The organism is Neoaquamicrobium microcysteis (assembly GCF_008180155.1).
In the GTDB taxonomy this organism is placed as follows: Bacteria; Pseudomonadota; Alphaproteobacteria; order Rhizobiales; family Rhizobiaceae; genus Aerobium; species Aerobium microcysteis.
Map to the genome: position 1 here is coordinate 268729 of NZ_VSZS01000064.1, position 14170 is coordinate 282898.

General features: G+C 66.4%; 12 protein-coding genes. 9 read left to right on the top strand and 3 right to left on the bottom strand.

Annotated elements, in window-relative coordinates:
• Positions 1–1236 (top strand): four-carbon acid sugar kinase family protein, encoded by a 1236-nt coding sequence (locus tag FY036_RS14980; RefSeq protein WP_148915540.1) that lies wholly within the window; start codon positions 1–3, stop codon positions 1234–1236.
• A 3-nt stretch (positions 1237–1239) separates the two neighbouring features.
• Here the strand turns inward: FY036_RS14980 and FY036_RS14985 are convergent, their stop codons facing one another.
• Positions 1240–2247, bottom strand: coding sequence for a LacI family DNA-binding transcriptional regulator (locus FY036_RS14985; RefSeq protein WP_235897682.1), 1008 nt, complete (start codon positions 2245–2247; stop codon positions 1240–1242).
• Between the two features lie 266 nt (positions 2248–2513).
• Between FY036_RS14985 and FY036_RS14990 the strand changes: the two genes are divergently transcribed.
• Genes FY036_RS14990 through FY036_RS15000 form a run of 3 tightly spaced genes read left to right on the top strand, consistent with a single transcriptional unit; the run spans position 2514 to position 6002 of the window.
• Positions 2514–3182 carry a VOC family protein gene (locus tag FY036_RS14990; protein WP_148915541.1) on the top strand — a complete coding sequence of 223 codons (669 nt, stop codon included), beginning with the start codon at positions 2514–2516 and terminating at the stop codon, positions 3180–3182.
• Positions 3179–4456 (top strand): NAD(P)/FAD-dependent oxidoreductase, encoded by a 1278-nt coding sequence (locus FY036_RS14995; protein ID WP_148915542.1) that lies wholly within the window; start codon positions 3179–3181, stop codon positions 4454–4456. The genes FY036_RS14990 and FY036_RS14995 overlap by 4 nt, the downstream gene beginning before the upstream one ends.
• Before the next feature lie 25 nt (positions 4457–4481).
• Positions 4482–6002: a M81 family metallopeptidase gene (locus FY036_RS15000; protein ID WP_148915543.1), complete on the top strand. Its 1521-nt coding sequence runs from the start codon at positions 4482–4484 to the stop codon at positions 6000–6002.
• Positions 6003–6026: 24 nt separating this feature from the next.
• Here the strand turns inward: FY036_RS15000 and FY036_RS15005 are convergent, their stop codons facing one another.
• Both FY036_RS15005 and FY036_RS15010 read right to left on the bottom strand, forming a co-directional pair.
• Positions 6027–7241, bottom strand: coding sequence for a metal-dependent hydrolase family protein (locus FY036_RS15005; RefSeq protein ID WP_148915544.1), 1215 nt, complete (start codon positions 7239–7241; stop codon positions 6027–6029).
• Between the two features lie 99 nt (positions 7242–7340).
• The gene (locus FY036_RS15010) at positions 7341–8846 is read right to left on the bottom strand and encodes an ABC transporter substrate-binding protein (protein WP_148915545.1); all 1506 of its coding nucleotides are present in this window, start codon (positions 8844–8846) and stop codon (positions 7341–7343) included.
• Between the two features lie 384 nt (positions 8847–9230).
• Between FY036_RS15010 and FY036_RS15015 the strand changes: the two genes are divergently transcribed.
• The 5 genes from FY036_RS15015 to FY036_RS15035 all read left to right on the top strand — a co-directional run bounded on the left by FY036_RS15015 (position 9231) and on the right by FY036_RS15035 (position 14170).
• Positions 9231–10007, top strand: coding sequence for a GntR family transcriptional regulator (locus FY036_RS15015; protein ID WP_148915546.1), 777 nt, complete (start codon positions 9231–9233; stop codon positions 10005–10007).
• Positions 10007–11521 (top strand): ABC transporter substrate-binding protein, encoded by a 1515-nt coding sequence (locus tag FY036_RS15020; protein ID WP_148915547.1) that lies wholly within the window; start codon positions 10007–10009, stop codon positions 11519–11521. Before FY036_RS15015 ends, FY036_RS15020 begins: the two co-directional genes overlap by 1 nt.
• Positions 11522–11585: 64 nt before the next feature.
• Positions 11586–12512, top strand: coding sequence for an ABC transporter permease (locus tag FY036_RS15025; RefSeq protein WP_148915548.1), 927 nt, complete (start codon positions 11586–11588; stop codon positions 12510–12512).
• A complete protein-coding gene (locus FY036_RS15030) occupies positions 12509–13372 on the top strand; it encodes an ABC transporter permease (RefSeq protein ID WP_148915549.1) in 864 nt (287 codons plus the stop codon). The genes FY036_RS15025 and FY036_RS15030 overlap by 4 nt, the downstream gene beginning before the upstream one ends.
• A gap of 9 nt (positions 13373–13381) precedes the next feature.
• Complete coding sequence (locus tag FY036_RS15035; protein WP_148915550.1) at positions 13382–14170, top strand: SDR family NAD(P)-dependent oxidoreductase; 789 nt, start codon at positions 13382–13384, stop codon at positions 14168–14170.

Here is a 14170-nt window from a genome sequence, read left to right on the forward strand (position 1 = left end):
ATGGCCGGCATCGTCTTCATCGGCGACGATTTCACCGGGGCCTCCGACACGCTCGCGACTTTGGCCGAAAGGGGTGCGACAGTGCGCCTGTTCCTCGATGCGCCGCAGCCGCAAGAGGCGGCGGGGCTGGACGCCATCGGTATCGCCACCGACCTGCGCTCCCGCCCGCCCGAAGAGATTACGTCGCGGCTTGCCGGCCTCATGCCGGCGGTGAAGGCGCTGTCGCCGCGCTTCGTGCACTACAAGATTTGCTCCACCTTCGATTCCGCGCCGCATGTCGGCAGCATCGGCGCGGCCGTGCTGCAGCTCGAAGCCGCGCTTTCGCCCGCTCACACGCTCATCGTCGGCGGGCAGCCGAGCCTTGGCCGCTACTGCGTCTTCGGCATGCTGCTGGCGCGTGCGCCCGATGGCGCGGTGCATCGGATCGACCGGCACCCGATCATGAGCCGGCACCCGGTCACCCCGATGGACGAGGCGGACCTGCGCATCCACCTTGGCCGGCAGGGCCTCGCCGACATCGGGCTCTTCAACCGGGCACAATTGCAATCGGACGCGCAAGGGCTCGCCGCGATGCTGAACCAGCCCGGACGCACTCTTGTCGATGCCGTCGATCAATCGGACATCGAGCAGATCGCCACCGCCCTGCGCGCCTTGCCGCAAGAGTCTGCGCCGGTCATGCTCGTCGGCGCCAGCAGCGTTGCCGAGACGCTGCGCCCCCCGGCCGGGAATCGCCCGGCCGGCAAGATGTCCCGCACGCCCGGCCCGCGTCTCGCCGTGGCCGGCAGCCGCTCGTCGGCCACCGCCGCGCAGGTCGCGGCCGCAACGCTCTACGAATGTGTGCCTCTTACGGTCGAGGATTTCGCCGCCGGGGCTGCGCGGACTGCAAAGCGTTGTGGCGACCTGCTTGCCTCCGGCCGCAATGTGCTGGTCCACCTCGATCCGGCCCGCGACTATCGCCTGACCTCGACCGCGCTTTCCGATGCGCTTGCCAACTTGACGGCGTCCATCCTCGCCCGCACGCCCGTCGCGGCCGTGGCCGTCGCCGGCGGCGACACGTCCGGCGCGGTAGTCGCGCGGCTCGGCTTTCGCAGCCTCTCCTTCGTAGCGCGCGCCGGCGCGGGCGTCGCCATCTGCCGCGGCCATCGCGAGGCAAGCCCGCTCGACGGCGCGCTGCTTCTGCTCAAGGGCGGGCAGGTGGGCGACCTCGACACTTTCGACCGGTTCGTTGCCGGCTAAGTTTCAGCCGCTCTCTCGCACGATGAGCTCGAAGCCGGTATCGACAGTCCGCTGGGAGTGCCCGGCCGACCCGTTCTCCATCAGCATCGCGATCGCGCCGTGTCCCATCTCCCATGGGTGCGGCTTCACCGTCGTCAGCGACGGGCTGATGGTCGATGCGATCTCGTAGTCGCCCCAGCCGATGATCGCGATCCGCCCCGGCACGTCGATACCGCGCCGGGCGCATTCGAACACCATGCTGGCTGCCACCACGTCCGTCGGGCAGATCACCGCATCGATTTCGCCGTCGAGCGCCAGCAGCGCATCCAGCGCCTGCGGCCCGCTGGAAAAGCCGTGCGGCTCGTCCACGTCGACGATCAGGTTGTCCGGCAGGCCTGCCCTGCGCATCTCGTCGCGGAACACCGGCGGCCGTTCCCGGAAGCGGCGGGTGCCCGGCCGGTCGTTGCCCACCAGCGCGATCCGCCTTCGGCCGGCCGCGACGTGGTGCCGGCACGCGGCGCGTACCGCCTCGTCGATGTGGTAGCCGATCGCCATGTCGAGCGGTTCGCCGAGCAGCCAGCTCTCGACCAGCGGGATGCTCGACTTGCCGAGCAGGTCCACCGTCGCCGGGTCGTGGTCGTTGCCGATCAGCACGATCCCTGCCGCGCGCAGTCCGATGAATGTTTCCACCGCCTCGCGTTCCTGGCGCATCGTGTCGGCCAGCATCACGATCAGTTTGTGGCCGTGGGCCTCGCAGCCTTCCTGGAGGCCGGTGACGTATTTGTAGAAGCTGGAATTGCGTACCGACGGCACGGCCGCGCCGATGACCCGGCTCTTGCCCGCCGCCAGGTTACCGGCCGCGAGGTTGGGCACGTAGCCCAGCTCGAACGCCGCCTCCAGCACCTTCAGCCGCGTGGCCTCCTGCACCCGGTGCGGATGGCGGAACGCGTTGGAAACCGTCATGGCGGAAACGTTGGCCGCGTCGGCCACGTCCTGCATCGTCGCGGTGCCTTGCCCCCTCGACGGCTTCATTGTTCTTTCCCGCGCCAACCTGCAAGCATGGTTTTCTACCTAACGGCCCCGACCCAGTGCTGCAATGTCGTGCCGGCAATCGGATTGACACTTACTATAGCGCGGCTATTTTAGCGCTAAAATAGCTATGCATAAACGAGGCGAGGATAGATGCGAAATCGGGCCATCCGAGGTTACCTGAAACGAGTAACTCCGGATCATAGGCTCTCGCAGGTCTTGGGGCGCTTCAAATCCTTGCCCCGCGAGGCTTCGAGGCCAAATCCGTCATGAAATTGCGGCTTCCCGTCGATCATCTCGTTTGCGTTGTGAACGACCTTTCTCGAGCGGTAACCTCATTTGTCGATGCGGACTTCACCGCGACCCCGATTTCGCGTCACAGCGACGCGATGGGAACAGCCAATTCCTGCATCTTGCTGGACGGTGCCTATATCGAACTGATGGGGATAGTGGCCGGTACGCCGGCCAACGAGGGCTGGCGCGCGCTGCTGGCGCAAGGCCATGGCCTCAAGGGCATCGCGCTCGCCAGCGACGACATCGCCGCGACGGAAAAAGCCCTTGAATTGCAAGGCATTGCGGGTGAGGTGAGGCATTTCTCCCGCGCGGTTCCGGAGGGCGAACTGCGCTTCTCCGTGATCCGCCTGCCGCGCGAAATGACCCCCGGCCTGCAATGCCTCTACTGCCAGCACCACACCCCCGCGCTCCTGTGGACGCTGGATGCGATGCGCCATGCCAACGGTGCGACGCGTATCCTGTCGGCCTCCGCGCCGGGCGTTGAGGCCCTTTCCCCGCTCGCTGTCTCGACCGATGGCTTGCCGATGGCCGATACGCCGCAAGCCGCCATCGTGATCGGGACGGCCGAGCCCGTTTCCGCGGAACGCCGCGATGCGATCCTTGCTGCGACCGGCATTGCCATCGAGACGAGGCCGGGCAAATGACCGACTGGCCGACCGACAAGCCTTCGCCGCTATGGCGTTCGCTCTCCCGCGAGACCTTCTCCGCGCCCGCACTTTCGGGCGATGCGGACTGCGATGTGTTGGTGGTGGGCGGCGGCATTTCGGGGCTGACCACCGCGCTGGAACTGCGCAAGCGCGGCCGGTCGGTGCTGCTGCTGGAGGCCGCAACCGTGGGCGCGGGCGCGTCCGGCCGGGCCAATGGGCAAGTGATAGCCGCGCTGACGCGCCACGGTCCCGACGCGATCCGCAAGGCGCTGGGCGAGCCATTCCTCCAGCTTCTGGCGGGCTCGGCCGACCGCCTCTTCGGCCTGGCCGAGACCTACGGCATCGATTGCGATGCGCGTCGCAACGGCTGGCTCCAGCCGGCGCATTCTCCCGGCCGCGCGAAGCGGGCCGCGGCGATGGCCGCGCAATGGGCCGCGATGGGCGCGCCGACAAGGGCGCTGGACCGCGCCGAGATGGCGGCTCGCATCGGCAGCGACAGCTATTTCGGCGGCTGGGAGCATGGCGGCGGCGGCCACATCAACCCCTTTGCCTTCACCGTTGGGCTTGCCCGCGCCGCAGCCGGCGAAGGCGTCGTCATCCACGAGCGGACGCCCGCGCTGTCGCTGACCCGTCAAGGCGACCGTTGGCGCGTGACCACGCCCGCAGGCGCCGTGCGTGCCTCGCGTGTGGCGCTGACGACGGCAGCCCATACGGGCGATCTGTGGCCGGGCCTGCGCCGCACCATCGTGCCGGTCACCTCCTATCAGGCGGCGACCGCACCGCTGGGCGCACTGGCGCACTGGGTGCTGCCGGGGGACGAGGCGTTCTCCGACACCAGGCAGGATCTGCGCTATTTGCGCAAGGACCGCGACGGCCGGATCGTTTCGGGCAGTGCCATGGCGATCCAGCTTGCAGCCCCGACGCGCCTGCCGCGCCTCATCAGCCGAAAGCTGGGGCTGATCCGGCCGGAACTGGGCGAGCTGCCGATGGAGCATTTCTGGGGCGGGCGCATCGCGATGACAGTTGACCGCGTGCCGCATCTGCATCGGACGCCCGACGGGCTTGCAACGTGGATCGGCTGCAACGGGCGCGGGCTGGCGCTGGCATGCGCCATGGCGCAGGTGCTGGCCGATGCCGTCTGCGACGTGCCGGACGAAAAGCTCGCCCTGCGCCCCACGCCGCTGAAACCCGTGCCCTTCCACCCCTTCGTCAGCCGCACCGCCCGCATGATCCTGCCCTGGTTGCGCTGGCAGGACGGACGGGAAATCTGACCCGAGCAGACATAGCGAGATCACCATGCCGCGCGCCGCAGTCATCCAGCTTTTCCACGAAGCCAACGCCTTCACCCCGTCGAAGGCGAATTACGACGGCTTCCTCTCGGCGCAGTATTTTCGCGGTGAGGATGTGCGGCGCGAGTTCGGCTCGACCAGCAACTGGCTGGGCGGCGTGACGGAAGCACTGGACGAAGCCGGTTACGAGATCGCCTATGGCGTCTGCACAGGCTGCCTGCCCGGCGGCACGCTGGACGGCGAAAGCTATCACCGGCTGGTGCGCGAGATCGTCGGTTCGCTGGAGGAGATAGCGGCGGCCGGGCCGGTCGATATCGTCGCGCTGCTGTTGCACGGCGCGCTGGTGGTGGAGGGCGTGGCCACGCCGGAGACCGATCTGGCAAGGAAGGTGCGTGCCGTCGTCGGTCCGAAGGTGCCCATCGCCGTGCCGCTCGATTTTCATGCCAATGTCGAACCCGAGCTGCCGTTCGTGGTGGATGTCGTGATCGGCGGCAAGCTCTACCCGCACGCCGACACCCATGCCCGCGGCAGGAAGCTGATCGAGCTGACGCTGGCGCGCGAACCTTGGAAGACGCGCCGCTTCCGGCTGCCGATGGCCGCACCGATGAGCGCGCAGACCAGCGATACCGCGCCGTTCTCGGAACTGGTCGCCCTGTCGAACGAGATCGAGCAGCGGGCGGGGCTGGCGGATGTGGTCGTCATGGGTGGCTTTCCCTATGTCGATTCCGAGGAGGTCGGCAGCTCGGTCCTCGTGACCGGTACGGACGACGCGGCCATGGTGCGGGCCTATCGCGATATGGCCGACGCTGCCTGGGAGCGGCGCGAGGCGATGCTGACCCGCGCGCCGTCCTTCGAGGAAGCGGCAGCGGAGATATTCGCAAGCGCAGCCAGGGGCAGGGTGGTGGTGGGCGATGCCGGCGACAATCCGGGCTCGGGCGGTGTCGCCAACGTGGCCGACATCTTCGCTTCACTCTCGGCGCAGGATTTGCCGTTCGCCGCAGGCTTCATGGTCGATGGCGAGGCGGTGAAAACCGCGCAGGCGATAGGCGTCGGCAATCGCGGCATCGTGCCGATGGGCATGCTGAAGAACGGCAAGCCCTTCGCGCCGGACGTCACCGTCGAGCGTGTCGGCATCGTCGAGTACCGCAACGAGGGGCCGAACCTGCATGGCGAGTTGCTCGAAGGCGGGTTGGGCGCTGTCGTGCGTGTCGGCGATCACGGCCACATCGCCATCGTCACCGAACGCATCCAGGCCTACGACACGCAGGCCTTTCGCAGCCAGGGCATCGTGCTGGAAGACAAGGCGATCATCCATGTGAAGTCGAGCAACCATTTCCGCTCAGCCTTCACACCGCTGGCCGAGAACGGCGTGTTCGTGGTCGATTCCGGTGGCTGGGCATCGACGGACGCGCTCCGCTTTCCCTTCACGAAGCGCGCGACGCGCATCCTGCCTCTGGCTCAACTCGACAAGGCGGAATGGGACCGTCAGGTAGACGAGGAGTGCGCGGTTGCGTTGCGCAGGGGATGAACCTCGAAGGAAGCACCAGTCAACCTACCCAACCACTGCCCCGCCCTTGATGACGTGCCGGTGATGCCGCGCGAAATCGACCAGCACGCCGGCGTCGAGCGGGTTGGCGTCGAGGACGTTGAGGTCTGCGCGGTAACCCGCCCTGACATGCCCGATCTCGCTTTCCAGCCGGACGAGCTCGGCGGCGACCGAGGTGGCGGAACGCAGCATGTCGAGCGGCGAGACCACGTCTGAGCGCAGGCGAAACTCGTCGAGCTGACGATCCTGCATCGGGCCGACCAGATCCGTGCCGTAGGCCATTGGAATGCCGGTGCGCTGCGCAAGCTCCACGGCGCGTATACCTGAATCGAGCACGGCGTTGACCTTCTGGATGCGGTCTGTCGGAAAGCCGCTCTGCGCGCCGACATCGGCAATTGCTCGAAGCACCGACAGCGTCGGCGTGAGATAGGCGCCGCGCTCCTTCATCAGCCTCGCCGTTTCGTCGTCCAGCAGATTGCCGTGCTCGATGGAGCGGACACCGTTGCGCACGGCGCGCGCGACGGAACGCGCGGTGTAGGTGTGAGAGACGACGTAGAGATTGGCCATCTCGGCCTCGTCCACGATTGCGGCGATTTCGGCTTCGGAGAACTGGTCCGACGTGATGCGGTCGGTGGGCGATGAAATGCCGCCATTGGCCATGATCTTGATGTGGTGCGCACCGCGCCGGATTTCGTCGCGCGCAGCCAGCCGAACGGCGTCCACGCCGTCGCAGCGGCGGCCAAGGCTGACGAGCGAATAGGCGCTGTCCTCATTGTCGGTGCCCATGCCGCGATGGTCGCCGTGCCCGCCGGTGGGCGACAGGGCCTTGCCGCCGTAAAGCACGCGCGGGCCGGCAAACAGTCCTTCTTCCACCGCGCGAGCAAGACCGAAATCGGCCCCGCCGACATCGCGCACGGTCGTGAAGCCGCGCTGTAGCATGGCCTTGAGAAGCACCGCCGCGCGGGCCGCGACATAGATCGGCGACTGCTTCGGCAGCTCGCCCAGATTGGCGGTATAGGCGGTCGCGTGAACGTGGCAGTCGATGAGGCCGGGAATGACGAAGCCGCCGGCCACGTCGATGCGCCGCGCGTCGGCCATGCCGGTGACCGGGCTTTCGGCAATATCGTGGATCAGCCCGTGTTCAAGGACGAGATGGCGGTCGGCTGAGATGGAGCCGGTCTCGACATCCACGATATTGGCGTTTTCGAGAATGGTGGTCACGGTCTGCTCCCCCGATGCATTGAAGGCCGCAAGAAAGACGGCATGAAAAGAGGTGACCGGGCGCGCAAGCGTCCGGCCCCCGACATGGTGTCTATGCGCTTACTCGCCCGACCAGCTGATGCGGTTGAGGAAGATGTTCTCGTTGGCCAGCGGGGTGAACTCGATACCGTCGGCCGCGCCGTAGATGACCGAGGCCTGGTAGAGCGGGATCACGTAGTTCTTCGAGGCGACGATCTCGCTCACCTTCTTGTAGAGATCGAGACGCTCGTCGGTGTCGATCGTCGCGCGCGCCGCATCGAGTGCGCCGTCTAGTTCTTCGTCGGTCACATTGGCCCAGCCGCTGGACGAATGCAGGATCGGATACATGATGCCGTCGGCATCCTGGCAGCCGCAGCTCCACCGGCTGAACGAGGTCTGCGGGATGCTTTCGGGGCCGGACTGCATGCGCTGCATCCAGTTGCCCATATCCGTCATCTCGATCTCGACGTTGAAGCCGACATCGGCCAGCATCTGCTGGATCGCCTGCACCACGCGCTGGTCGTAGACGGGCGCGGTGAGGATCGAGAACGGTGCGGTCGCGGTCTCGCCGAGCTCCGCGATGATCTCCTTCGCCTTCTCCGGGTCGTAGCCGGGGGCCTCGATGCCCTCGACATAGCCGAAGGCGGCCGGCGAGACGAGCTGCGAGACGGGAGCCTCGAAGCCGCCGAGAATGCCTTCGACGATGCCTTCCTTGTCCAGCGCATGGGCGATGGCAAGACGCACCTGCTCATTATCGAGTGGCGCCTTCTGCACGTTCATCGCGAAGTAGGCGACGCGCTCGGTGCGGGCGGACAGAACCTTGCCAGTGCCGCTGGCCTCGACCTGAGCGGCAAGGTCGCTGTCGATGTTGGTGACGATGTCGCTGGTGCCGGACTGGAGGTTGGCGACGCGCGTGGCGGCATCCGGAACGGCGCGGAAGGATGCCTTCGGAAACGCGCCCTTTTCGCCCCAATAGTCGTCGTTGCGCGCCAGAATGACCTCGACCCCGCGGTTCCAGCTCTCGAACCTGTAGGGCCCTGAGCCGACGGGACTGGCGTTGAACTCGTCCTTGGAAACCGCCTCGACCGCGTGCTGCGGCACGATGGACAGCTTGGTGAGCTGCGCGAAAAGCACCGGATACGCGCCGTCGGTGGTCAGCACCACGGTGGTGTCGTCTTTGGCCACCGCGTCGGTGATCGAGTTGAACTGGCCGAGCTGCGGGCTCGCGAACTCCGGATCGGTGATGCGCTTGACGGAGAAGACGACATCTTCCGCCGTCAGCTTCTCTCCGTCATGGAAGGTGACGTCGTCGCGGATCTTGAACTCGATCTCGGTGTCCGAGAGGTAGTTCCACTCGGTCGCGATCTGCGGCGCGATCTCGCCGGCATCGTCGCGGGTCAGCAGGTTGTCGAAGATGTTCCGGTAGACGTTGAAGCTGTCGGGATTCCACTGCACGTGCGGGTCGAGCGAGTTCGGCTCGCCGACGAAGTCGATTACGATCATGTCTTTCGCGCTGGCGACACCCGCCGGCACGGTGAGGGATGAAGCCGCAAGCAGGGCGGCGATCATAAGCCTGTTCAGTCGCATTGGTTTGTTCCTTCCAATCCGTGTCCGTTCCCCATGGCCCGCCCTCGCGGGGCGGTCGTGCGGCTTTGCCGTCACACCAGACGTGCGTATTGACATCTCAGTTGATGCTATTGGCACATCAGTAGGCGATCTTTGCACGCGTCCCGGCGACGCGCAACATCATTCCGTTCCAATTGCGTCAGGCGAAATAGAATGAGGTTTCGTGGGCAGGAAATTGCCGAACGTGGCTTGACGGACAAGGGATCACAGAGAACTATGGGCGAGATTCCGCAGTTTCGCGCGGATACGGAAAACGGTTTCGGTGCGGGCCGCGCAATGAGAATGATCGTTCTTCACGCCCGCCGGTACACAATGACAGATTGACGATCTGAGAGGTTAGAACGAATGCTCGATCAAGAGGTATACGCTTCCCCCATACCGCCGCAGGGCAAGGGCGAGGCTGCCGGGCGCGCATTGCGCAGCGCCATCGTGCATTGCGTTCTGGCACCCGGAGAGCGCCTGTCGGAGGCGGAGCTGGCGCGCGAGTTCGGGCTTGGCCGCGGCGCGGTGCGCGCGGCGCTGGCGCGGCTTCAGGCGGGCGGGTTCGTCACATCGACGGCACGCAGCGGCTGGGTGGTGACGCCCGTATCGGCCGGCGAAATCCGCGAGCTGAGCGCGGCGCGCCGGCATCTCGAGCCGCTGCTGTGCACTGTCAGCCTCGACGAGAACGACAGCGCGCATCTGCGCAATCTGGCCGAGATGCACGTTGCCCTGACGCACCGCCAGGAGCTGGGCGGCGACATGGTGCCGACCATCCGCCGCTGCGAGCGCGAGATACTGGAATGCCTGTCGGCGCGGCTCGGCATGCCGATCGTCGCCGGATGGCTGAGCGACCTGTGGGACCGCTCGATCAGGCTGGTCCACTTTTTCGAGGCGCACGCCCCGGTGAAGCTGACGCCGGCCAACCGCTCGCGCTTCGTCGAGGCGCTTGTCGATGGCCGCAAGGCAGATGCGCTGAGCCACCTCGCCGCCGCCAACACGGCGCTCGAAACCTACCTGCTCGACCGCTTCCTGGAATCGGAGGCGAAGGTGGGAACCCGCACCTCTCGCCGCGCAGCCGACAGGGAAAAGCCGCTGGAGCCGAAGTCGGGCAAGCCAATCTCGGGAACAAGGACAGCATGATGACGAAGACATTCTCTCGCACGCTTGCGTTGGCGCTGGGGCTGGCGCTGGCGCTGGGCAGTTCCGCCCTTGCCATGCAGGCCGCATCCGCCAAGGATCTGCTGGTCGTCGATCTGGTCAGCGAGCCGTCTTCGCTGGACCCGCACAAGCAGTGGAACCCGGACAGCTACTACGTCTACCGCAACATCTTCGACAACCTCGTCACGCGCGACGATGACGGGCAGATCGTGCCGCAGATCGCGACGGATTGGACCAACACGTCGGACACCGAGTTCGTGTTCACGATCCGCGACGACGTCACCTTCCACGATGGCGAGAGACTGACGGCGGAGGATGTCGCCTTCTCCATCACGCGCATCATCGATCCCGCGTTCGGCAGCCCGCAGCTGGGCCAGTTCAACAAGATCGTGTCGGCGGAGGCGACCGGCGAATACGAGGTGACGCTGAAGACCGACGGCGCGTACCCGGTGCTGCTGGCGCAGCTCGTCAAGCTGTCGATCGTGCCGAAGCATGTGGTGGAAGAAGTCGGCGACGACGCTTTCAACGCCAGCCCCGTCGGTTCGGGCCCCTACAAGTTCGCCAACTGGCAGCGCGGCGTTTCGGTGCGGCTCGACCGCAACGACGAATACTGGGGCGACAAGGGTCCGTTCGCCTCGGCCGAGTTCCGCGCCGTGCCCGATGCCGCGACCCGCGTCGCGAACCTCCAGGCCGGCGAAACCGACCTGGCGGTGACGATCGATTCCGATCTCGCAGCCCAGATCGAGGGTTCGGGCAGCGCCAAGGCGCTTTCCGTGCTGACGGAACGCATCGGCTATCTCAAGCTCAACCCGCAGCGCGGACCGCTGGACGACAAGCGCGTCCGCCAGGCCGTGGCGCAGGCGATCGACAAGGAAGGCATCGTCGAGGGCATTCTGGGCGGCTACGACGAGCCGCTCGCCCAGATGGCGACGCCCTCGCATTTCGGCTTTGTCGAGGGCATCGAGACCTATCCCTACGATCCCGAGGCGGCGAAGGCGCTCATCGAGGAGGCCGGCGTGGCCGGGCAGACGATATCGTTTGCGACCTCGCCCACCTTCGACCAGCGCATCGTGCAGGCCATCGCCCAGATGGTCAGCGATGCCGGGCTCGTCGCCGAGATCGAGCTCACCGACATGGCGACCTACCTCCAGCGCGTGCAGAGCGAGCCTGCCGAACAGCCCTACCTCGCCTTCGGCCGGTGGTCCTGCGCCTGTCAGGACGTCGACGGAGTTCTGCACTCGCTGCTGCATTCGTCCAGCTCGTGGTCATCGCTGACGGACGAGCGCATCGACGGCTTGCTGGACGAGGCCCGCAACACGCTGGACCAGGACGCGCGTCTCGACGCCTACAGGCAGGTGAGCGAGTTCGTCGCCGAGGAGGTGCCGCTGGTGCCGCTCTATCAGGCGGCCATCATCTACGGTGCGGCCAATGGCCTCGACTGGCAGCCGACCGCGAACGAGAGCATGTTCCTGAACCGGATGAGCTGGTCGGACTGACCGCAACCGACCGACTCCCGGCCCTGCTATTGGCGGGGCCGGGGCGCAACCCGAGAGGCAGCCCTTGTCGGCGTTCTTCCTGAAGAGAATCGTGCAGGCGCTGATCGCCGTGATCGGCGTGATGACGCTCATCTTCTTCCTCCAGCGGCTGACGGGCGACCCGGTGCTGCTGCTGGTGCCGCAGAACGCGACGCAGGCTGACATCGCGGCGATGCGCGAGACACTGGGCTTCAACCGCCCGCTGGCGGTGCAGTATCTCGATTACATGGGCGGCCTGCTGACATTCGATTTCGGTCGCTCCTACGTCCAGAACATTCCCGTCTGGGACCTGATCGCAAGCCGCCTGCCCTACACGCTGATGCTGGCGGGCGGCGCGCTGGTGGTGGCGTTTGGCATCGGCATTCCACTGGGCGTGCTGATGGCGGTGCGGCGCGGCAAGCCGGAAGCCAAGGTGATGATGGGCTTCGTGCTGGCCGGCCAGTCCATGCCGACCTTCTGGTCGGCGATCCTGATGATCATGGTGTTTGCGGTGTGGCTCGGCTGGCTGCCGCCGTCGGGCGCGCGCACCAATGCGAGCCTCATCATGCCGTCGATCGCGCTCGGGCTTCTGTCGATGGCGACGTTCGCGCGTGTCGCGCGCACCGCCGTGCTGGACGAGCTTGAAAAGGACTATGTGCGCACCGGCCACGCCAAGGGCCTGCCGATGCGCCGCATCGTCATGCGCCACCTGCTGCGCAACGCCGCGATCCCCGTCGTCACGGTAGCGGCTCTGGAGATCGCCAATCTTCTGGCGGGCGCGGTGATCGTGGAGACCGTGTTCGCCTGGCCGGGGCTGGGGCAGCTCACCGTGCAGGCGATCAACGCACGCGACTTCATGGTGGTGCAGGGCGTGGTGCTGCTCGGCGCGATCACTGCCATCACGCTCAACCTCATCGCCGATCTTCTTTACAGCCTCATCGACCCGCGCATCCGCATGGAGGCCGGCGCATGAGCGGCGGGGTTTCCACGCCTGCGCGCACGGCTACGCGCAAACCGATCCCATGGGCCGTCGTACCGTTCTGGCTCATTCTTCTCGGCCTCGTGCTGGTGGCGGTGTTCGCGCCGCTGATCGCGCCGATGGACCCCAACACCCAGAACCTGCTTGCACGCCTCAAGGAGCCGGGCTTCGAATCGCGCGGCGCGGTCTATCTGCTGGGCTCGGACGAGCTGGGCCGCGACGTTCTCTCCCGCGTGATCCACGGCGCGCGCATATCGCTGCTGGTGGCCTTCGCCTCGGTCATCCTGTCCGGCGTGTTCGGCTCCATCCTCGGCATGGTCGCCGCCTTCTATCGCGGCTGGGTCGAGACCATCATCATGCGGCTGGTGGACATCGTGCTGTCGGTGCCGGCGATCCTGCTGGCCATCATCACCGTCGCGGTGCTGGGGCCGAGCCTCTACAACGTCGTCATCGTGCTGGCGCTGACGCGCTGGCCGCGCTACGCCCGCGTCGCCTACGGCCAGACCCTGTCGGTCGCCAACATGCCCTATGTGCGCCTGTCGCGCTTCATGGGTGCGGGATGGTTCCGGCTTTTGTGGCGGCATGTGCTGCCCAACATCGCCGGAGCGCTCATCGTGGTGGCCACGCTGGAATTCGGTCTGATGGTGCTGTTCGAGGCGGGGCTTTCCTTCCTCGGGCTCGGCGTTCAGCCGCCCACGGCAAGCTGGGGCGCGATGCTTTCGACCGGCCGCAACTACGTCGCCACTGCGTGGTGGATCGCGACCTTTCCGGGTCTCGCGCTGTTCCTGCTGGTGCTTTCCATCAACCTCATCGGCGATCACGTGCGCGACCGCCTCGACCCCCGTTCACGTTAAGGAAATACCATGCAGTTCGCAGACGAGTTCAAGGGCAAGAAGGTCATCGTCACAGGGGCCTGCGGCATCATGGGTGGCTGGATCGCCGACGGTTTCCGCGAGGTGGGCGCGACGCTTTGCCTGACCGACCGCGAGCAGGGAAAGCTCGACGCGATGCTGGCGAAGCAAGGCTCAGATGGGCACATCGCCATCGCCGCGGATCTGCGCGACGCGGCCTCGATAAAGGCATTCGCCGACGACGTTGCCGATGCATGGGGCGCGCCGGACGTGGTGGTCAACAATGCCGGCATCTACCCGTCGGCCTTCCTGCTCGACATGGACATCGACGACTGGGACGCCGTGTTCGACGTCAATCTGCGCGCGCCATTCCTGCTGTCGCAGCTTTTCGCGAGGCAGATGATCGCTGCCGGGCAGGGCGGCTCCATCGTCAACATCTCGTCCGGCGCGTCGCGCAAGATGCGCACGACGGTCGTGCCCTACTGCACGTCGAAGACTGCGCTCGACAGGCTGACCAAGGGCTTCGCGCTGGAGCTTGCCGAATACGGCATCCGCGTCAACGCGGTGGAACCGGGCTTCATGGCGGGCAGCGATGTCAGCCCGCTGTCGGACGATCACGTCAGCGCCGCCATCGCCTCGATCCCGCTCGGCCGCCCGTCCTCGCCGAAGGATGTCGTCGGCGCCGTACTCTACCTCTCCTCGGAGGCCGGCGCCTATGTCACCGGCGCGACGCTGACGGTGGATGGCGGCAACTCGATCGGCACCAAGGCCGTCTATCAGGCCAAGAAGAAGGCGCTCTGA

Excerpts from the sequence above, each read along its gene's own strand:
- FY036_RS14990 (WP_148915541.1), top strand. The coding sequence starts at position 2,514 with ATGAAATTGCGGCTTCCCGTCGATCATCTCGTTTGCGTTGTGAACGAC.
- FY036_RS15030 (WP_148915549.1), top strand. The coding sequence starts at position 12,509 with ATGAGCGGCGGGGTTTCCACGCCTGCGCGCACGGCTACGCGCAAACCG.
- FY036_RS14985 (WP_235897682.1), bottom strand. The coding sequence starts at position 2,247 with ATGAAGCCGTCGAGGGGGCAAGGCACCGCGACGATGCAGGACGTGGCC.
- FY036_RS15010 (WP_148915545.1), bottom strand. The coding sequence starts at position 8,846 with ATGCGACTGAACAGGCTTATGATCGCCGCCCTGCTTGCGGCTTCATCC.
- FY036_RS15000 (WP_148915543.1), top strand. The coding sequence starts at position 4,482 with ATGCCGCGCGCCGCAGTCATCCAGCTTTTCCACGAAGCCAACGCCTTC.
- FY036_RS15015 (WP_148915546.1), top strand. The coding sequence starts at position 9,231 with ATGCTCGATCAAGAGGTATACGCTTCCCCCATACCGCCGCAGGGCAAG.
- FY036_RS15020 (WP_148915547.1), top strand. The coding sequence starts at position 10,007 with ATGACGAAGACATTCTCTCGCACGCTTGCGTTGGCGCTGGGGCTGGCG.
- FY036_RS15035 (WP_148915550.1), top strand. The coding sequence starts at position 13,382 with ATGCAGTTCGCAGACGAGTTCAAGGGCAAGAAGGTCATCGTCACAGGG.
- FY036_RS14995 (WP_148915542.1), top strand. The coding sequence starts at position 3,179 with ATGACCGACTGGCCGACCGACAAGCCTTCGCCGCTATGGCGTTCGCTC.
- FY036_RS14980 (WP_148915540.1), top strand. The coding sequence starts at position 1 with ATGGCCGGCATCGTCTTCATCGGCGACGATTTCACCGGGGCCTCCGAC.